Below are 19,199 nucleotides of genomic sequence, written 5' to 3'. Positions count from 1 at the left end.
GCCGTGCCAGATGCAGAGGATCCCCGCCATCGATCTCAAGGACGGTGCCTGCGTACGTCTGCGCCAGGGCCGCATGGAAGACTCCACAGTGTTCTCCGATGACCCGGTGAGCATGGCTGCCAAGTGGGTGGAGGGCGGTTGCCGCCGTCTGCATCTGGTCGACCTGAACGGTGCGTTCGAAGGCCAGCCGGTCAACGGCGAAGTGGTGACCGCGATCGCCAAGCGCTACCCGACCCTGCCGATCCAGATTGGCGGCGGTATCCGCTCGCTGGAAACCATCGAGCACTACGTCAAGGCCGGCGTGAGCTACGTGATCATCGGCACTAAAGCGGTGAAAGATCCGGCGTTCGTCGCTGAAGCCTGCCGCGCGTTTCCGGGCAAAATCATCGTCGGTCTGGATGCCAAAGACGGATTCGTCGCCACCGATGGCTGGGCTGAAATCAGCACCGTGCAGGTCATCGACCTGGCCAGGCAGTTCGAAGCCGACGGCGTATCGTCGATCGTTTATACCGACATCGCCAAAGACGGCATGATGCAGGGCTGCAACGTACCGTTCACCGCTGCGCTGGCTGCTGCCACCAAGATCCCGGTGATCGCCTCCGGCGGCATTCACAACCTGGGTGACATCAAGTCGCTGCTCGACGCCAAGGCGCCGGGCATCATCGGCGCAATCACCGGCCGCGCGATCTACGAAGGCACCCTCGACGTCGCTGAAGCGCAAGCTTTCTGCGACGCGTACCAAGGCTGAGGACTGACCATGGCGCTGGCCAAACGCATCATCCCTTGCCTGGACGTGGACAACGGCCGGGTCGTCAAAGGTGTGAAGTTCGAGAACATCCGCGATGCCGGTGACCCGGTGGAAATTGCCCGTCGTTATGACGAGCAGGGCGCCGACGAGATTACCTTTCTCGACATCACCGCCAGTGTCGATGGCCGCGACACCACGCTGCACACCGTCGAGCGCATGGCCAGCCAGGTGTTCATTCCGCTGACCGTCGGCGGTGGCGTGCGTACCGTGCAGGACATCCGCAACCTGCTCAACGCCGGTGCGGACAAGGTCTCGATCAACACCGCAGCGGTGTTCAATCCGGAGTTCGTCGGCGAAGCGGCGCAGCATTTCGGCTCGCAGTGCATCGTCGTCGCCATCGACGCGAAGAAGGTCTCCGGCCCGGGCGAAACCCCGCGCTGGGAAATCTTCACCCACGGCGGGCGCAAGCCGACCGGTCTCGACGCCGTCGAGTGGGCGAAGAAAATGGAAGGCCTCGGTGCCGGCGAGATCCTGCTGACCAGCATGGATCAGGACGGCATGAAAAGCGGTTTCGACCTCGGCGTGACCCGGGCGATCAGCGATGCCCTGGGCATTCCGGTGATCGCCTCCGGCGGCGTCGGCAACCTGCAGCATCTGGCCGACGGTATCCTCGAAGGCCACGCCAGCGCGGTGCTGGCGGCGAGTATTTTCCACTTCGGCGAATACACCGTGCAGGAGGCCAAGGCCTACATGGCGCAGCGCGGAATTGTCATGCGCTAAACCGTACAGGCCAGTGGACAGCATGGCGTCCCCAAGGCACTCTTGGGCACGCCATGGAATCCGGTAGCCCGATATGATCAAACGCCTGCTTCTTGTTCTCGCCAGTGCCTCTGTGTTGTTGCTCAACACGGCGCGGGCCGAAAACAGTCCCGACACCGATCTGGTGCTCCTCACCGAAAACTTTCCGCCGTACAACATGGCGAAAGACGGCAAGAACTTCGCCAAGGGCGAGAATATCAACGGCATTGCCGCCGACATCGTGCGCGAAATGTTCAAGCGCGCCGGGCTCACTTACAGCCTGACGCTGCGCTTCCCGTGGGAGCGGGTCTACAAACTGGCGCTGGAAAACCCCGGTTATGGTGCCTTCGTGATGGCCCGCCTGCCGGATCGCGAACAGCTGTTCAAATGGGTCGGCCCGATCGGTCCGGACGACTGGATCATGTTGGCCAGGGCCGACAGCAAGATCACCCTCGAAACCCTCAACGATGCGCGCAAATACAAGATCGGTGCCTACAAGGGCGACGCGATTGCCGAGACCCTGGCCAAGCAAGGCTTGAAGCCGATCGTGGTACTGCGCGATCAGGACAACGCGAAAAAACTGGTCAACGGCCAGATCGACCTGTGGGCCACGGGTGATCCTGCCGGGCGTTATCTGGCGCGGCAGGACGGGGTCACCGGCCTCAAGACCGTATTGCGCTTCAACAGCGCCGAGTTGTACCTGGCGCTGAACAAGGACGTCTCGGATGCAACCGTCGCCAGGCTGCAGGCGGCGCTGGATCAGATGCGCAAGGACGGTGTGGTCGACGAGATCATGGGGCGCTATCTGTAGCGGTCGGCAACGTCTTGTCCGCTGCGTCGTGGGTGCATTCTTCCGGCGGATATTGCAGCAACTCCAGGTTGTCGTACTGGGTGTAACCGAGGTTGATCCCCGCTTGCGAGCCGTCTGCACGCAGCAGCTCGTAGAAACTCTCTTGCTGATAAGCCGCGACGAATTTGCCTTTGCCGGCCATCGCGAGGACGTGGCTGACGAATGGCGTCTGCCAGCCACTGGTTGAGGTCTCGCCGTGAGTGAACTGGCTGTCCAGTCTTGCCGAAAACGGTAGAGACGGATGAATGTCGCCCTTCGTTGCCCACGAGCCTACGAAACTGATGGCGGTAAGTTGCGAGAACAGACGCAGTATCTTCGGATTCTGCAGGCGCTGAGCAGTCCACTTGAAAGCCCGGGCCTTGTCGCCCGTATTGTGTCCGCTCCCGACCAGATAATACTGATCGGTTCTTTCCAGGCGATAAAACGGCGTGCGGCGTAATTGTTCGAGCGGTGACAGGTCATCCTTGACCACGAACCACGGCAGTTCGACCACCTGAGCGAGGGCGGCCGCTCCGTTGGTTTGCGCAGCGCCTGCTACGGAGAGCGCCGGCAGCGCTGGCGACGCGTTGATCAGCGGCGCGATCTGCATCCGCAAGGCATAGACACTGACATTGGCCTCTGGCCGGCTGAAGCTGTTTGCGGCAAAAAAGGTGCCCGGTGCGAAGTGAATTTCTCCCGGCGGTGCACTGGGCGGCGTGACACTCCAGGCACTGAAACTCTGCCGTGCACCGCTGCCCTTGTCGCTCCAGAGCAGGTTGCCGATGGCTGACGCGATCACCAGATCGGCCCGGACGCAGCGCACGCTGCTGAGCAGCGGTTTGTCGCTGCCGCTGGAGCAAACTTGCCCCAGGGCAACGTAGCCGGCCGGGGGCAGCGGTTGCCACACCGTGCAGTTGGCGTTGGCGCCCGAGCCGGTATCTTTCCAGACTTGCTCGAAGTCGAGGGGCGCGCTGAGGGCTTTGGCTTTTGTCGGGTCGGTCTCGCGCTCACTGACAACAGCGACGACGTGTTTTGCACTGATGTTGTCGTGGCTGCCGATCACGACATCGCCTAACGGGAAGTAGCCCGGCAGCATCTCGGGAGAGGGCGTCGGGCGCCAAAAGCTCCCGGGTGCCGCTTTCGATCCGCTGCTGTCCCAGATTCGTTGGAAATCAGTCGTGAAGTTGATCAGCAGATTGTCCAGCGTGATGGGTTTCGCCTGTTTCGGGACGCCTGCGTCCTTTTCTTCGGTATTCATAATCAGCCCTGATAGTGAAAGACGACTCGGGAAGAGTCGTCACGGTTGCAGGGCTCACTATCCGGCGATGCACGGGCCGTTTGGCGGTAATTATGTATCGCGGTGAAGGCTGTTCAGCGGTAGACGCCGTCCTTGCCATGCGCGGCGGTGGCGCGATTGCTGCGCACGCTGATCATCTGCTTGATGTCGATCCACTCGATGCCCTGAGCCTTGAGCTTCGGCAATTCACGCTCCAGCACCGCCAGCGTCTGCGGATACGGGTGGCCGATCATCACCGCCGATCCTTGCTTGCGCGCCAGGCTGATGGCGATCTGCAGCTGAGTGAAGATCGCGGCTTCGGTGCGCTCGTCATCGAGGAATACATCCCGCGAAACACTCGCCAGGTCGATCTTCTGTGCCTGCTGCGCGGCGACGGTCTGGGCGCTGGTGCGACTGTCGACGAAGAACTTGTGCCGGCGCTGCAATTCACCCATCAGCCACGCCATTGCCACCGGTTGCGCCGTCATGCGACTGCCCATGTGGTTGTTGATGCCGGCGGTGTAAGGGACCCTTTTGAACGCGGCGTCGAGGCGCTTTTGCAACTCTTCGAGCGGTAGCTCGGGGTGCCAGGCGTACGGGCCGGTGGCCGGGTCCATCGGCATGTGCAGGATCACGATCTTGCCGGCGCGATGGGCTTCGCGGGCGAATTCGGTGGCGTGCGGAGTGTCGGGCATGATCGCCGTGGTCACCGGGCCGGGCAGGGCCAGCACGCGGCGATCCCGGGGCAGGTTTTGCCCCAGGTCGTCGATGATCAGCGTCAGGTAGGCTTTCGGCGGGGTAGTCCTGGCGGGTTCTGCGTGCGCAGCACCCGCCAGACAGCACAGCAGGACGAAGAGAAAACGCAAAGTCATCCTCAACGGCCGGACGTGATGCTCAGGCCTTTGAGCAGGCTCAGGGCCTGGGCCAACTGGTAATCGTCATCCTGCGGCATGGCCTTGGCCTTGGCGCCAGAACCGGTCGGCTTGTCCGCGCCACCGTTGCCGTTGCCCAGGTGACCTTGCAGGTCGGCTTCCTTGAAGTAGTCGCCGTCCGCTTCGTTGGTGATTTTGGCCTTGCGCACTTCGATGTCCGGGACGATGCCCTGGGCCTGGATCGAGCGACCGTTCGGCGTGAAGTACAGCGCGGTAGTGATCTTCAGCGCACGGTCGTTGTTCAGCGGCAGCACGGTTTGCACCGAACCTTTGCCGAAACTGGTGGTGCCCATGACCACCGCGCGTTTCTGATCCTGCAGGGCGCCGGCGACGATTTCCGACGCCGAGGCGCTGCCGCCGTTGATCAGCACGACCATTGGCACCGCTTCGCTTTCGTCCTTGCCGGTGGCGGAGAAGCGCAGCTCGGAATTGGCGATCCGGCCCTTGGTGTAGACGATCAGGCCTTTCTTGATGAAATGGTCGACCACTTCCACCGCTGCCTGCAACACACCGCCCGGGTTGTTGCGCAGGTCGAGGATGATGCCGTTGAGCTTCTTGCCGTTGTCTTTGCGCAGCTTGGCCAGGGCCTTGGAGACCTCTTCGCCGGTCTTGACCTGGAACTGGGTGATGCGGATGTAGCCGTAGCCCGATTCCAGCAGCTGCGCCTTGACGCTCTTCACTTGAATCACGGCGCGCGCCAGGGTCACGTCGAACGGCGTGCCGCCGTCGCGGACCAGGGTCAGGGTGATCTTCTGACCGATCTTACCGCGCATCTTGTCCACGGCTTCGGTCATGGTCTGGCCGCGAGTCGGCTGGCCGTTGATCTTGACGATGAAGTCACCGGCCTGAATGCCGGCCTTCGATGCCGGGGTGTCGTCGATTGGCGAGACGACCTTGATGAAGCCGTCTTCGGAGCCGACTTCGATGCCCAGGCCGCCGAATTCGCCGCTGGTGCTTTCCTGCAACTCGGTGAAGTCTTCAGGGCCCAGATAGGCGGAGTGCGGATCGAGGTTGCTGAGCATGCCCTTGATCGCGTTCTCCAGCAGGGTCTTGTCGTCCACCGGCTCGACATACGCCGCCTTGATCCGGTCCATGACCTCGGCAAAGGTGCGCAACTCTTCTAGCGGCAACGGGGCCTTGGCGGTCGCGGCAGTACCTGCCGGAGCGACGGCCGGGGCCGGTTGAGCGGCGAACGCCAGAGGCGCGCCGATCACCAGAGCGATCGTCAGGGCCAGCGAGGTAAGGCGGGACAAATGCAGCATGTCGAACGAACTCCTGAATTAGGCGACGCGCTTATCCTTGCGCGTGACACCATTGCGCCGGATCACTCGGGTGACCCTGCTGACGAATTGCGAAATACAGCGCTGGTGTGTCCTGACCGCCACTGTTACCCACAGTGGAGATCGACTCACCGGCTTTTACCACGTCACCGGCCGACTTGAGCAGCGTCTGGTTGTGACCGTAAAGACTCAGATAACCATTGCCGTGATCAAGGATCACCAGCAGCCCGGCGCCACGCAACCAGTCGGCGAACACCACGCGCCCACCGTGCACCGCATGCACCTGGCTGCCGGCGGCGGCGCTGATCATCACGCCATCCCACTTGGTCCGGGCATCGTCGCCACGGCTTTCGCCGAAGCGTGCCAGCAATCGACCATCAACCGGCCAAGGAAGTTTTCCCCGGGTTGCGGCAAAAGGGCCACCGAAGGTCTCGCCGCTGCTCGACACCAGTGCGCCGGGGCTTGATCTGACTGGTTTTCGTGGGGCGTCGCTGTTTTCAGCCTGCGCCTCACGCAAACGCTTTTTTTCCGCTTCCTGCTGGGCGATCAGCGCTTTCTGCCGCGCTTCTTCTGCCTCACGGGCCTGGCGGGCCAGGGTTTCTTCAATGGTTTTAAGGACTTTAGACAGGTCTGCCTGATCCTGCTCGCGGGCGGCGAGTTTCTGGTCGCGGGCCTTCACGTCATCATTGAGCTTGGCGAGGACTTGCTGGCGTTCCTTGCGCACCTTGTCGAGTTCGTCACGCTGGCTGTCGAGACTGCTTTTCTGCACCAGCAATTGTGCTTGTTGCATGGCGATGTCTTTTTCGACATTGGCCAGTTGGCGCAGGGTTTCGTTGAAGTTCTTCAACTGCTCCAGGCGGGCCTGGCTCAGGTAATCGTAATAGGTGAGGGTGCGGGCGAATTTCTCGGGGTTCTGCTGGTTGAGCAGCAGCTTGAGGTATTCCTGTCGGCCATTCTGGTAGGCCGCGCGGGCCTGGATGGCGATCAGTCGCTGCTGTTCAGTGCGCGCGCTCTGGAGTTTTTTTTTCTCCGCATCGAGCCGCTGCAGCTCGGATTCGCTTTTCTTCAGCTCTTTCTGCAGGGCATCGACCTGCTTCTCGAGCTTGCCCATCTCGGTTTCGGTGCCCTTGAGCTCTTTCTGCACACCGGATTTTTCTTCCTGCAGCTTGCCCAGCAGCTTTTTCAGCTCGGCGATGTCCTGACGCGTGGCATCCAACTGCTGTTGGGTTTGCGCGCGCTCGTCAGCGAAGGCCGGTTGGAGCAGGCAGGTCAGAGCGAGGGCGATCAGGACGCGGAGCATAGAGGCGGGCGGCACCAGGGTAATGGACGGCCTAGTATGCCCGCCCGGGGCGGCAAAAAAAACGCCCAATTGGGCTTGTGTGATAACTGGAGCGGCAGAGAGGCTCATTTCCATTTCGAAAACCCCATAAACCACTGTGGGAGCTGGCTTGCCAGCGATGGCGTCTGCACATTCAACATAGCTGTTGGCTGTCAGATTGCTATCGCTGGCAAGCCAGCTCCCACAGGGTTTGGCGGTGTTTGCTCTGGCGAATTACACCAGAATCGATGTGCCGGTCATTTCCGCCGGTTTTTCCAGGCCCAGCAGCATCAGCATGGTCGGGGCCACGTCCGCCAGTACGCCGCCTTCACGGACCTTGAGGTCACGCTTGCCGACATAAATGAACGGTACCGGCTCGGTGGTGTGCGCGGTGTGGGCCTGGTGGGTTTCTTCATCGGCCATTTTTTCGACGTTGCCGTGGTCGGCGGTGATCAGCGCTTCGCCGCCCACCTTTTCCAGCGCCTCGACGATACGCCCGACGCAAGTGTCGAGGCATTCAACGGCCTTCACTGCCGCGTCGAACACGCCGCTGTGGCCGACCATGTCGCCGTTGGCGTAGTTGACCACGATCACGTCGTAACGCTGATGCTCAATGGCATCGACGATACGGTCGGTGACTTCCGGCGCGCTCATTTCCGGCTGCAGGTCGTAGGTGGCGACTTTTGGCGACGGAATCAGAATGCGCTCTTCACCCGGGAACGGTTCTTCACGGCCACCGGAGAAGAAGAAGGTCACGTGTGCATATTTTTCGGTTTCTGCAATGCGCAGTTGGGTCTTGCCGTTTTTCGCCAGGTAGTCGCCAAGCACGTTTTCCAGGCTGCCCGGAGCAAAAGCCGCCGGGGCCGGGATGCTGGCAGCGTATTGGGTCAAGCCCACGTACTGCACTTTTGGCTGGCGCGCACGCTCGAATTCCTTGAAGTCGTCTTCGACGAATACGCGGGTCAGCTCGCGGGCGCGGTCGGCGCGGAAGTTCATGAACACCACGGCGTCGCCGTCTTCGACCTTGACCGGCTCGCCGATGGTCGTGGCTTTGACGAATTCGTCGCTCTCGCCACGGGCGTAGGCGGCTTCGAGGCCTTCCTGGGCCGTGGCGGCGTTGAACTCGGCGTTGCCGTCGACGATCAGGTTGTAGGCCTGGGACACGCGGTCCCAGCGGTTGTCACGGTCCATCGCGAAATAGCGACCGACGATGCTGGCGATGCGGCCCTTGCCAAGCGCCTGGAAGGTCGCGTCGAGCAGTTCGATCGACGACGCGGCGCTTTTCGGCGGCGTGTCGCGGCCATCGAGGAAGGCGTGCAGGTAGATTTTTTCGGCGCCGCGCTTGAAGGCCAGTTCGGCCATCGCGACCAGGTGATCCTGGTGGCTGTGCACGCCGCCATCGGACAGCAGACCCATGAAGTGCACGGCTTTGCCGGCGGCCACGGCTTTATCCACGGCGGCGCAAATGGTCGGGTTGTCGAAGAACTCGCCGTCGCGGATCGCCTTGGTCACGCGAGTGAAGTCCTGATACACCACGCGCCCGGCGCCGAGGTTCATGTGGCCGACTTCGGAGTTGCCCATCTGGCCGTCCGGCAGGCCGACGTCCATGCCGCTGCCCGAGATCAGGCCGTTCGGCACCGTGGCCCAGAGACGATCGAGCACAGGCTTCTTCGCCGCATACACGGCATTGGATTCGTGGCTGTCACTGTGACCGAAGCCGTCGAGAATCATCAGGACCAAAGGTTTAGGCGTGGTAGTCATGGAATCCACTCGTGGCTAATAAAGAAGAGGGCGTTGAAAAAGGGAGTGGTGAGTTTAATGCTTAGTTCCGACCACGTCACCGCCGGACGGGGTTTGGCCCACCATAGGGGCTGTGTATACTGGCCGACATTTTAACGCCCTGGAACCTCCTTCGATGGTTGCTCACCTGATTGAATTTGCCACTAACCACTACATTCTTGTCGGTATCTTCGTCGTATTGCTGGCTTTGCTGCTGGCGCACACGATGCAGGGCGGCGGTAAAAGCCTGAGCACCGGCGAACTGACCGCATTGGTCAACAAGGACGCAGGCGTGGTGGTGGACATCCGTCCGGCGAAAGATTACGCCGCCGGCCATATCGTTGGCGCGATCAACATTCCTCAAGACAAGCTGGCTGCGCGCATCGGCGAGCTGGAAAAGCACAAGGCCAAGACCATCATTCTGGTCGACGCCCTGGGCCAGACCGCTGGCACCCACGCTCGCGAGCTGATGAAATCCGGCTTCACCGCCGCCAAGCTGTCCGGCGGCATCGCCAGCTGGAAAGGCGACAACCTGCCACTGGTGAAGTGATATGAGCGAAGTCATCGTCTACTCCAGCGACTACTGCCCTTACTGCATGCGAGCCAAGCAATTGCTCGCGAACAAAGGTGTGGCCTTCGAAGAGATCAAGGTCGATGGCAAGCCGCAGATTCGTGCTGCCATGAGCCAGAAGGCCGGACGCACCTCCGTGCCGCAGATCTGGATCGGCGACAGGCACATCGGCGGTTGTGATGATTTGTATGCCCTGGAGCGCGCCGGCAAGCTCGACGCGCTGCTCAAGGCCTGAACGGCTGCACCCACGTACAGCAATCCCTAAAAGACCCAAGATCAGAAAGGATCTGAGATGACTGACCAACAGAACACTGCAGCCAGCGAAGAAGAAACCGCACCGCAATTCTCCTTGCAGCGCATCTACGTACGCGATCTGTCCTTCGAAGCCCCGAAAAGCCCGGCGATCTTCCGCCAGCAGTGGGACCCGACCGTCGGTCTGGATCTGAACACTCGCCAGAAAGAACTGGAAGGTGATTTCTACGAAGTCGTGCTGACCCTGTCCGTGACCGTGAAAAACGGTGACGAAGTCGCCTTCATCGCTGAAGTGCAACAGGCCGGTATCTTCCTGATCAAGAACCTCGACGCGGCTTCGATGAGCCACACCCTGGGTGCGTTCTGCCCGAACATTCTGTTCCCGTACGCTCGCGAAACCCTGGACAGCCTGGTGACCCGCGGTTCGTTCCCGGCCCTGATGCTGGCGCCGGTGAACTTCGACGCTCTGTACGCGCAAGAGCTGCAGCGCATGCAGGCTGCGGGCGAGACGCCGACCGTACAATAAAAGCTTCGTTTGCCCCATGAAAAAGCGCCGTTTAAAGGCGCTTTTTTCATGGGGCAAACGAAACCTTCGTGTAGGAGCTGCCGCAGGCTGCGATCTTTTGATCTTGATGTTCAAAAACAAGGTCAAAAGATCGCAGCCTGCGGCAGCTCCTACAGGGATCGGGTGGTTATTTGAAGTCGTTCTGCCGCCACGCTTCGTACACCGCCACCGCCACGGTGTTGGACAGGTTCAGACTGCGGCAGCCTTCACGCATCGGCAGGCGCAGGCGCTGTTCGGCGGGCATGGCGTCCAGCACCTCGGGCGGCAGGCCACGGCTTTCCGGACCGAAGATGAACGCATCGCCCGGGACGAACGCAACATCGTGAAACGGCCGCGAGCCCTTGGTGGTGAACGCGAACAGCCGTGGGTTGCCGAGGCTTTCCAGGCAGCTGGCGAGGTCGGCATGGCGCTGCAACGTGGCATATTCGTGGTAGTCGAGGCCGGCCCGGCGCAAGCGCTTGTCGTCCATCTCGAAACCCAGCGGTTCGATCAAATGCAGGTGGCAGCCACTGTTGGCGCACAGCCTGATAACGTTGCCGGTGTTCGGCGGAATTTCTGGTTGAAAAAGGATGACGTGAAACATGCACGGCTCCGAAGGTAAAGATGACGCGCATTCTACGCCGCAAGCCGACCCGCGTTCGAAACTATTCCCGCGGGTGATCGGTTCGCTGGCGATTTTCGGGCTGATGGTCGGTTTGATGATCGGTCGCCTGACCACGCCGGATCCGACTGTGTTGCAGCAGGTCGAGGTGAGCGGTGACGGCCTGGTGGTGTGGTTCAACAACGAACCGCAACTGCACGGCGAGATCATCGACGGCACCGTGGCCCTGTTGTTCCAGGCTGAAGGCAAGGCGCAGAAGGGTCAGCTCAAGCTCAACGGCAAGGACGTGAACTGGCGAACGCGCGTGAGTGACGGTGGGTTGTTGCTGACGGTGCTGGCGGCGCGGCCGCTGCAAGGGGAGTGGGCCGGGAGCAAGGTCGATGACCGCTGGCGGCTGGAGATCCATCTCCGGGAGCAATAAAAGCGGGAATCCCCGGCCTGCCTGTACCAGGGTTCCCAAAACGGGGTGGACTTCGCTGAGAGCGTCGGTCCGGTGTAAAGAGGGAACCCCCGGCCTGCCTGTACCAAGGATCCCAAAAGGCTGGGCACATCGCGTTGGCGCGGTGAGCCCGGTGTAAAGAGGGGATTCCCCGGCCTGCCTGTACCAAGGTCCCCGAAACGGGTGGTGAATCGAATCACCTGTAAGTGTTATTGCAGGGCGCGTGCCAGTTTTTGTATTTCGAAACAGAAAAAAGCCCAAGAACCGCGAAAGCCCTGTGAATCGGGGCTTTGAGGCTTCTGCTTGGTGAAGCTTTGATCTTGTTGGTGTTTTTTTGATCAGTGAGTCATGCCCAATTGCGGTTCGCCGTGCCTTGTGGCGGTGCACACAAAAAAAGATCGCAGCCTGCGGCAGCTCCTACAGGGATATGCGTTCTCTGTAGGAGCTGCCGCAGGCTGCGATCTTTTCGCGGATGACTAGAGTGCCGAGTTAACCCTCATCCCCCTCTTCGTCATCGCCGCCATCCACTTTCATCCCCAATTCCTTGATCTTGCGCGTCAGGGTATTGCGCCCCCAGCCAAGCAATACCGCCGCATCACGCCGACGCCCGGCGGTGTGCTTCAGTGCAGTCTCGATCATGATCCGCTCGAACGCCGGCACCGCGCTGTCGAGCAGGCTCGACTGGCCGCGGGCCAGCGCCTGATCGGCCCACTGGCGCAGCGCCTGCTCCCAGTTGGTTACCGGCGCCGAATCCTGCGGCAGGCTCAGCAGTTCCGGTGGCAGGTCACTGATGTGCACTTCGCGCCCGGAGGCCATCACGGTGATCCAGCGGCAGGTGTTTTCCAGCTGGCGCACGTTGCCGCCCCACGGCAGATTCTTCAGGTATTCCTCGGTCTCGCTCTTGAGCAGCTTCGGCTCCACCGCCAGTTCTTGCGCGGCGCGGCTGAGGAAGTGCTTGGCCAGGGTCGGGATGTCTTCGCGACGATCCGACAGGCGCGGGATGTGGATGCGGATCACGTTGAGGCGGTGGAACAAGTCCTCACGGAATTTCCCGGCATGCACCAGGGTTTCCAGATTCTGGTGAGTCGCGGCGATGATCCGCACGTCGACCTTGACCGGCACATGGCCGCCGACGCGATAGAACTCGCCGTCGGCCAGCACGCGCAGCAAACGGGTCTGGGTATCCGCCGGCATGTCGCCGATTTCGTCGAGGAACAGCGTGCCGCCGTCGGCCTGTTCGAAGCGTCCGCGGCGTAGGTTGGCCGCGCCGGTGAACGCGCCTTTCTCGTGGCCGAAAAGCTCGGATTCCATCAGGTCTTTCGGGATCGCCGCCATGTTCAGCGCGATGAACGGCGAGGCCGCGCGCGGGCTGTGGCGGTGCAGGGCGTGGGCCACCAGCTCTTTACCGGTGCCGGATTCGCCGTTGATCAGTACGGTGATGTTGGAATGGCTCAAGCGGCCGATGGCGCGAAACACTTCCTGCATCGCCGGCGCTTCGCCGATGATTTCCGGAGTGCGAGTCAGCGCCGGCACCACTTCCAGACCTTGCTGCTCCTGCGCATGCTGGTTGGCGCGTTTGACCAGAGATACCGCCTCGTCCACGTCGAACGGCTTGGGCAGGTATTCGAAGGCGCCGCCCTGATAGGAAGCGACGGCGCTGTCGAGGTCGGAGTGAGCGGTCATGATGATGACCGGCAACCGTGGATGCTGTTCGCGGATGCGTGCCAGCAGGTCGAGGCCACTGGCGCCCGGCATGCGGATGTCGGAAATGATCACATCAGGCTGCTGACGGGCCAGACGACTCATCACGCCATCGGCGCTGTCGAAGCTCTGCGTGGTCATGCCTTCCTGCTGCAAGGCCTTTTCCAGAACCCAACGGATAGAACGGTCGTCATCGACGATCCACACGGTTTCACTACGGCTCATGTCGATGTGGCTCCTTGTTCCAGTGGCAGAAAGATCGAGAACGTGGTGTGGCCGGGGTGGCTGTCACACTCGATCAGGCCCTGGTGCTGGCTGATGATGTTCTGGGTAATGGCCAGGCCCAGCCCGGTACCGTCCGGACGGCCGCTGACCATGGGAAAGAAGATGGTTTCCTGAAGTTCCGCGGGGATCCCCGGGCCGTTGTCGATGATCTCGATCTTGGTCACCAGGCGATGACGGACGTGGCCGATGGTGAACTGGCGCATGGTCCGGGTGCGCAGACTGATGCGGCCCAGGCGCAGCTCGTTCTGGCTGCTGATCGCCTGCATCGCGTTGCGCACGATGTTCAGCACGGCCTGAATCATTTGTTCGCGGTCGATCAATACGTCGGGAATGCTCGGATCGTAGTCGCGCACCAAGGTGATGCAGCCCTGGCTTTCCGCCTCGACCAGTTGGCAGACGCGTTCGAGCACTTCGTGGACGTTACACAGCGCGAGCGACGGCAGCTTGTTCGAGCCGAGCATGCGGTCAACCAGATTGCGCAGGCGGTCGGCCTCTTCGATGATCACGTTGGTGTAGTCGCGCAGGCTGTCTTCCGGCAGTTCGCGGGCCAGCAGCTGCGCCGCACCACGGATGCCGCCGAGCGGATTCTTGATCTCGTGGGCCAGGCCGCGCACCAGCATCTTGCTGGTTTCCTGCTTGGACAGCTGCGCCTCTTCCTTGGTGATCCGCAGCAGACGATCACGCGGGTGCACTTCCAGCAGAAGCATGGTCGCGCCATTGCTGAGGATTGGCGTCACCGCGTAGTCCACGGTCAGGGTCTGGCCGGTGAGGGCGGTGAGCATCGCTTCGCGTTTGGTGAACGGGTGCGCCTGTTCGACTGCCTGGCGCAATGAGTTGAGCGCCTCGGTGGACTCGGTGAACAGCTCGCTGATGAACTGCCCATGGCTGCGCTGGCCGCTGATGGCCAGCAGCATTTCCGCCGCCGGGTTCATGTATTCGAGGCGCAATTCGGCGTCGAGCAGGATGGTGGCGGTGGTCAGGTTGTCGAGCAGCAAACGGTGGATTGCGTCGCTAATAGTCATCGGAGCCTCTTTTGGGGGCGGAGCGTGCGCAAGAAGCAGGCGTCGTTAAACGGAAAATGCAAAAACTAAACCAAGGCTCCGAAAAGAAGCGCTCAACCCCTGAAACAGGCGTTTGACGCTCATTTGCGTGGCGCTCAATGCACGAGAACGGGAAGTTTCGAACCAAAATGGGTTGGGTTGTGGGTACGGTGCAGTCTTATGCACCAATATAGTGCGCAAAGCTGAACGGCGTTAGAAGAAACGCAGGAAGGGATTTTTTTCTTCGACGGGTTTGTCTTTCAACGGACATTCCGGGCGCACGCCGTAGTCTTCGCTGACGCAGGGTTTGATCTGGCGTTTCTGCGCCAGCGAGATGCGCAGCATGTGAAACGGCTGGTTGGCGGTGCGTTCGACGATGCGGTCGTCGGCATCGAGGATTTCCACCGACAGGTTATGGCTGCCCCGGTCGATATTGCTCAACGGGAACACCGGACTCGGGCCCGGCTCGCCAGTGGCGTGGCCGTCCAGCAGCAGGCGATAGCGATGGCCCTGCTGCAGGCCCGGTTCGCTGGTGACGCTGACGATCACCTCGCCGGCGCTGCTGCGAATGGTCGCGTCCGGCTCGGGGATCAGGATGCGCAGCATGTCGTAGTGGAACAGCGGTTGTTCCGCGACCTTTTTCACAGCGCTGAGCGGTGCTGCAGCCGTGGGGTTGGCCGACATGCGATTACTGGTCGCGATAGGTACGCGCTTGGCGTTGCCGCGTGGCTGGTCGGTGTAGACGCGATTGCCCTGCGCGTCGATATAGGTGAAGACCTCGGCGTGCACGGGCAGGGCGAACAGGCACAGGATCAGCCAGCACAGCCTCATGGCTTGTGCACCCGCTGCACGGTGAACACCACCGCCGGGCTCTGCTGGATGATCGCTTCGCCGTCGATCACCTGCACCGCGAGACGATGCTCGCCGCGATCGACATTCACCAGTTGCAGGATCGGCACGTTGCTCGGCTGGCCGTAAGGCGCGTCGTCCAATATCAGCCTTAACTGGTGCGGCGCCTGCAAACGCGGCTTGATCAGCACGTTGACGGTGAAGGTGCCGTTGTTGGCGCGCAGGGCTTCTTCGCTGGGCAGGCCGGTCAGTTCCAGCACTTCATAAGCGCTGCGCGCTACTGGGCGATTATCTGTGCTGGAGGCGGGTGGCGCGCTCGGTGCTTGCGGCTCGACGCTGTTGAGCGGCGGCAACTCCAGCGGCTGCGCCTTGACGCCGTCCGGCGAGTGATCGCTGTACACCGTGTTGCCGTTGGCGTCGGTGTACTTGTAGATCTGCGCGGCGGCGGGCAGGGCGATCAGCAACAGGATGTAGAGAAAGGTGCGCCCCATGAAATCGACCGGGAAAGAAAGCGATGGGGTGCAGCATAGGTCAGGTGTGGCGGTTGGCCCAACCCTGGATATATCCGCAAATCATTCAGGCGCTGCAATGCCCCTGTGGGAGCGGGCTTGCTCGCGAATGCGGTCGGTCATTGAAGATGATGGTGACTGACACGACGCCTTCGCGAGCAAGCCCGCTCCCACAGGGTCGTGCGGCGCCAACGAAATCCGGGCAATAAAAAAGGCCTCCCGAAGGAGGCCTCTTTTTGTCACGCCGCGTAGCGCGGCGCTACCGGATCAGCAGCTGTAGTACAGCTCATATTCCAGTGGGTGTACGAAGGTGCGGACCTTGATTTCTTCTTCGGATTTCAGCGCGATGTAAGCGTCGATGAAGTCGTCGGAGAACACGCCGCCCTTGGTCAGGAACGCACGGCCCTTGTCCAGTTCTTCCAGGGCTTCTTTCAGGCTGCCGCAAACTTGTGGGATCTCTTTCGCCTCTTCAGGCGGCAGGTCGTACAGGTTTTTGTCAGCGGCATCGCCTGGGTGGATCTTGTTCTGGATACCGTCCAGGCCGGCCATCAGCAGTGCTGCGAAAGCCAGGTACGGGTTGGCAGCCGGATCCGGGAAGCGTGCTTCGATACGACGGCCGCGTGGGCTGTTGACGTAAGGAATACGGATCGAGGCGGAACGGTTACGAGCCGAGTAGGCCAGCATCACCGGCGCTTCGAAACCTGGCACCAGACGCTTGTACGAGTTGGTGGCCGGGTTGGTGAAGCCGTTCAGGGCCTTACCGTGCTTGATGATACCGCCGATGAAGTACAGGGCGGTTTCGGACAGGCCGGCATAGCCTTCACCAGCGAAGGTGTTCTTGCCATCTTTGGCGATGGACATGTGTACGTGCATGCCCGAGCCGTTGTCGCCGTACAGTGGCTTCGGCATGAAGGTCGCGGTGCGGCCGTAAGCGTCGGCTACGTTGTGCACAACGTATTTCAGCGTCTGAACTTCGTCAGCTTTCTTCACCAGGGTGTTGAACTTGACACCGATTTCGTTCTGACCGGCAGTCGCCACTTCGTGGTGGTGAACTTCAACGGTCTGGCCCATCTCTTCCAGTGCGTTGCACATGGCAGTACGGATTTCGTGGTCGTGGTCGAACGGCGGAACCGGGAAGTAGCCGCCTTTGATACCTGGACGGTGGCCTTTGTTGCCGCCTTCGATGTCCTGGTCGGACATCCACGAGCCTTGTTCGGAGTAGATCTTGAACATCGAACCGGAGATGTCGGACTTGAATTTCACTTCGTCGAAGATGAAGAATTCTGGTTCTGGACCGGCGAAGACGGTGTCACCGATACCGGTGGTCTTCAGGTATTCCTCGGCACGGTGAGCGATGGCGCGCGGGTCGCGATCGTAACCTTGCATGGTCGAAGGTTCGATGATGTCGCAAACCAGGATCAGGGTTGCGTCTTCGGTGAACGGGTCGAGAACGGCAGTGTCGTCGTCCGGCAGCAGGATCATGTCGGAGGCTTCGATGCCTTTCCAGCCAGCGATGGAGGAACCGTCGAACATCTTGCCGACTTCGAAGAAGTCGTCTTCCAGCGCATCGCGAGCCGGCATGGTCACGTGGTGCTGAGTGCCTTTGGTGTCCGTGAAGCGCAGATCAATCCACTTGACGTCATGATCTTTGATGAGTTGAACCGACTTCGACATAGTGTCCTCCGGGTGGCTTAGGGCTTGGTAGTGGATGCCCTTAATATGGGTGATGCCGGCGCAGATACTCTGCCAAGGCAACCTGCCTCACAAGGGAGCAAATTGCATGCCAGTGCCCCAGCATGGGTTTTTTGCCCCAAATTCACGCTTGCAGCACTGCAAAGCGCCATAAAGGCGAAAATCTCGCCCCTTAATGTAGCGCCTGAAAACGAAAATGACCCGTTTTGGTGCAAGTGAAACCTTCTGCATATTAACTGGTTAAACCTTGAGCAATTTCCGCTATAATCCGCGCCCCCCTTTTTCGGCTGGCCCTGCGCGCGCTGTTTTCATGAAACTAATCGTAAAAGTCTTCCCCGAGATCACCATCAAAAGCCGCCCTGTCCGGATGCGTTTCATCCGCCAGCTGGCCAAGAACATCCGCGCCGTGCTCCGCGATCTGGACCCGGCCGTGGTGGTGAACGGTGTGTGGGACAATCTCGAGCTGGAAACCCGCGTTACCGACCCCAAAGCCTTGAAAGAGATGGGTGAGCGCCTGGTGTGCACCCCGGGCGTCGCGCACTTTCTGCAGATCGACGAGTACCCGCTGGGCGACTTCGACGACATCACCGAGAAGTGCAAACAGCACTACGGCGATGTGCTGGCCGGGAAGATTTTCTCGGTGCGCTGCAAGCGTGCAGGCAAGCACCCGTTCAGCTCGATGGATGTCGAAAAATACGTCGGCAGCAAGCTGCGTCGTGAGTGCGGTGCGGCCGGAATCGACCTCAAAGACCCGCAAATCGAAGTTCGCATCGAAGTTCGCGACCAACGGTTGTTTGTCATCCACAGCCAGCACAACGGCATCGGCGGTTACCCGCTCGGTGCCCTGGAGCAGACGCTGGTATTGATGTCCGGCGGCTTTGACTCGACGGTTGCCGCCTACCAGATCATGCGTCGCGGCCTGATGGCGCATTTCTGCTTCTTCAATCTGGGCGGGCGTGCCCACGAATTGGGCGTGATGGAAGTCGCGCATTTCATCTGGAAGAAGTACGGCAGCTCGCAACGCGTGCTATTTGTCAGTGTTCCGTTCGAAGAAGTGTTGGGCGAAATTCTCGGCAAAGTCGATAACAGTCATATGGGCGTCGTATTGAAGCGTATGATGTTGCGCGCATCGTCGGCCATCGCCGACCGGCTGCACATCGACGCGCTGGTCACCGGCGAAGCGATTTCCCAGGTATCGAGCCAGACGCTGCCGAACCTGTCGGTGATCGACTGTGTGACCGACAAGCTGGTCCTGCGCCCACTGATCGTTGCGCACAAGCAGGACATCATCGACACGGCCAACGAGATCGGCACCGCCGATTTCGCCCGGCACATGCCGGAGTACTGCGGGGTCATCTCGGTCAATCCGAAGACCGCCGCCAAGCGCCACCGTGTTGAGCACGAAGAGAAAGAATTCGACATGGCGGTCCTCGAGCGTGCGCTCGAAAACGCCAAACTGGTGCCGATCGATCGAGTGATCGACGAATTGGGCCAGGATTTGCAGATCGAAGAAGTCGGCGAAGCGCTGGCCGGTCAGATCGTTATCGACATCCGTCATCCGGATGCGGCCGAGGATGACCCGCTGGAACTCGCCGGCATAGAAGTACAGACGATGCCGTTCTACGCAGTGAACGCTCGTTTCAAGGAGCTGGATCCGACTCGCCAGTACCTGCTGTATTGCGACAAAGGCGTGATGAGTCGCCTGCATGCTCACCATACAGCAGGTACTGGCGAG

19 protein-coding genes are annotated in these 19,199 nt (G+C 60.9%); 8 read left to right on the top strand and 11 right to left on the bottom strand.

The genetic code is table 11. The features are described from left to right. Window positions 1–10: 10 nt before the first annotated feature. The 3 genes from hisA to ACIOUG_RS24690 all read left to right on the top strand — a co-directional run bounded on the left by hisA (window position 11) and on the right by ACIOUG_RS24690 (window position 2,357). On the top strand, window positions 11–748 hold the full coding sequence (gene hisA / locus ACIOUG_RS24700; RefSeq protein ID WP_401069453.1) for a 1-(5-phosphoribosyl)-5-[(5-phosphoribosylamino)methylideneamino]imidazole-4-carboxamide isomerase: 738 nt from the start codon (window positions 11–13) through the stop codon (window positions 746–748). 9 nt (window positions 749–757) lie between these two features. Then, entirely contained in the window at window positions 758–1,528 is a 771-nt protein-coding gene (gene hisF, locus ACIOUG_RS24695) for an imidazole glycerol phosphate synthase subunit HisF (RefSeq protein ID WP_401069451.1), read from the top strand. A gap of 73 nt (window positions 1,529–1,601) precedes the next feature. Then, window positions 1,602–2,357: a substrate-binding periplasmic protein gene (locus ACIOUG_RS24690; protein ID WP_401069449.1), complete on the top strand. Its 756-nt coding sequence runs from the start codon at window positions 1,602–1,604 to the stop codon at window positions 2,355–2,357. On the opposite strand, the gene ACIOUG_RS24685 is transcribed toward ACIOUG_RS24690, so the two are convergent. The 5 genes from ACIOUG_RS24685 to gpmI form a co-directional block, all read right to left on the bottom strand. Then, entirely contained in the window at window positions 2,338–3,633 is a 1,296-nt protein-coding gene (locus tag ACIOUG_RS24685) for a Vps62-related protein (protein ID WP_401069446.1), read from the bottom strand. The two genes, ACIOUG_RS24690 and ACIOUG_RS24685, sit on opposite strands and share 20 nt — an antisense overlap. A 113-nt stretch (window positions 3,634–3,746) precedes the next feature. Continuing rightward, window positions 3,747–4,523 carry a divergent polysaccharide deacetylase family protein gene (locus ACIOUG_RS24680; protein ID WP_401069443.1) on the bottom strand — a complete coding sequence of 259 codons (777 nt, stop codon included), beginning with the start codon at window positions 4,521–4,523 and terminating at the stop codon, window positions 3,747–3,749. Between the two features lie 2 nt (window positions 4,524–4,525). Next, a complete protein-coding gene (locus tag ACIOUG_RS24675; protein ID WP_041071409.1) occupies window positions 4,526–5,845 on the bottom strand; it encodes a S41 family peptidase in 1,320 nt (439 codons plus the stop codon). Between the two features lie 31 nt (window positions 5,846–5,876). Further along, window positions 5,877–7,163: a murein hydrolase activator EnvC family protein gene (locus tag ACIOUG_RS24670; protein WP_401069440.1), complete on the bottom strand. Its 1,287-nt coding sequence runs from the start codon at window positions 7,161–7,163 to the stop codon at window positions 5,877–5,879. A 252-nt stretch (window positions 7,164–7,415) separates the two neighbouring features. Beyond that, window positions 7,416–8,942 (bottom strand): 2,3-bisphosphoglycerate-independent phosphoglycerate mutase, encoded by a 1,527-nt coding sequence (gene gpmI / locus ACIOUG_RS24665; RefSeq protein WP_401069438.1) that lies wholly within the window; start codon window positions 8,940–8,942, stop codon window positions 7,416–7,418. Window positions 8,943–9,096: 154 nt separating this feature from the next. Here gpmI and ACIOUG_RS24660 point away from each other — a divergent pair, with 154 nt between their 5' ends. Genes ACIOUG_RS24660 through secB form a run of 3 tightly spaced genes read left to right on the top strand, consistent with a single transcriptional unit; the run spans window position 9,097 to window position 10,309 of the window. Continuing rightward, on the top strand, window positions 9,097–9,510 hold the full coding sequence (locus tag ACIOUG_RS24660) for a rhodanese-like domain-containing protein (protein ID WP_401069435.1): 414 nt from the start codon (window positions 9,097–9,099) through the stop codon (window positions 9,508–9,510). Between the two features lies 1 nt (window position 9,511). Further along, window positions 9,512–9,766 carry a glutaredoxin 3 gene (gene grxC / locus ACIOUG_RS24655; RefSeq protein ID WP_401069432.1) on the top strand — a complete coding sequence of 85 codons (255 nt, stop codon included), beginning with the start codon at window positions 9,512–9,514 and terminating at the stop codon, window positions 9,764–9,766. 57 nt (window positions 9,767–9,823) lie between these two features. Then, window positions 9,824–10,309, top strand: coding sequence for a protein-export chaperone SecB (gene secB, locus ACIOUG_RS24650; protein WP_025110924.1), 486 nt, complete (start codon window positions 9,824–9,826; stop codon window positions 10,307–10,309). A 166-nt stretch (window positions 10,310–10,475) separates the two neighbouring features. Here the strand turns inward: secB and trmL are convergent, their stop codons facing one another. After that, the gene (gene trmL / locus ACIOUG_RS24645; RefSeq protein ID WP_401069429.1) at window positions 10,476–10,931 is read right to left on the bottom strand and encodes a tRNA (uridine(34)/cytosine(34)/5-carboxymethylaminomethyluridine(34)-2'-O)-methyltransferase TrmL; all 456 of its coding nucleotides are present in this window, start codon (window positions 10,929–10,931) and stop codon (window positions 10,476–10,478) included. On the opposite strand from trmL, the gene ACIOUG_RS24640 reads away from it, so the two are divergent. Next, window positions 10,930–11,370 carry a hypothetical protein gene (locus ACIOUG_RS24640; RefSeq protein ID WP_401069427.1) on the top strand — a complete coding sequence of 147 codons (441 nt, stop codon included), beginning with the start codon at window positions 10,930–10,932 and terminating at the stop codon, window positions 11,368–11,370. The two genes, trmL and ACIOUG_RS24640, sit on opposite strands and share 2 nt — an antisense overlap. 507 nt (window positions 11,371–11,877) lie before the next feature. On the opposite strand, the gene ntrC is transcribed toward ACIOUG_RS24640, so the two are convergent. From ntrC to glnA, 5 genes are all read right to left on the bottom strand, one after another. Then, on the bottom strand, window positions 11,878–13,314 hold the full coding sequence (gene ntrC, locus ACIOUG_RS24635) for a nitrogen regulation protein NR(I) (protein ID WP_401069424.1): 1,437 nt from the start codon (window positions 13,312–13,314) through the stop codon (window positions 11,878–11,880). Continuing rightward, entirely contained in the window at window positions 13,311–14,396 is a 1,086-nt protein-coding gene (gene glnL / locus ACIOUG_RS24630) for a nitrogen regulation protein NR(II) (protein ID WP_007961730.1), read from the bottom strand. The genes ntrC and glnL overlap by 4 nt, the downstream gene beginning before the upstream one ends. Window positions 14,397–14,627: 231 nt before the next feature. Then, a complete protein-coding gene (locus tag ACIOUG_RS24625; protein ID WP_401069421.1) occupies window positions 14,628–15,245 on the bottom strand; it encodes a DUF4124 domain-containing protein in 618 nt (205 codons plus the stop codon). Next, entirely contained in the window at window positions 15,242–15,754 is a 513-nt protein-coding gene (locus tag ACIOUG_RS24620) for a DUF4124 domain-containing protein (RefSeq protein ID WP_401069418.1), read from the bottom strand. Before ACIOUG_RS24620 ends, ACIOUG_RS24625 begins: the two co-directional genes overlap by 4 nt. Window positions 15,755–16,039: 285 nt before the next feature. Further along, window positions 16,040–17,446: a glutamate--ammonia ligase gene (gene glnA / locus ACIOUG_RS24615; protein WP_003220788.1), complete on the bottom strand. Its 1,407-nt coding sequence runs from the start codon at window positions 17,444–17,446 to the stop codon at window positions 16,040–16,042. A gap of 328 nt (window positions 17,447–17,774) precedes the next feature. Here glnA and thiI point away from each other — a divergent pair. After that, the coding region (thiI, locus tag ACIOUG_RS24610) for a tRNA uracil 4-sulfurtransferase ThiI (protein ID WP_401069415.1) at window positions 17,775–19,199 on the top strand (1,425 nt) is incomplete at its 3' end.

It is taken from the genome of Pseudomonas sp. NPDC087803, from assembly GCF_044742995.1.
Classification (GTDB): Bacteria; Pseudomonadota; Gammaproteobacteria; order Pseudomonadales; family Pseudomonadaceae; genus Aquipseudomonas.
Note: the sequence above shows the minus strand (reverse complement) of the source record. Positions and strands in the feature narration are given on the sequence as shown.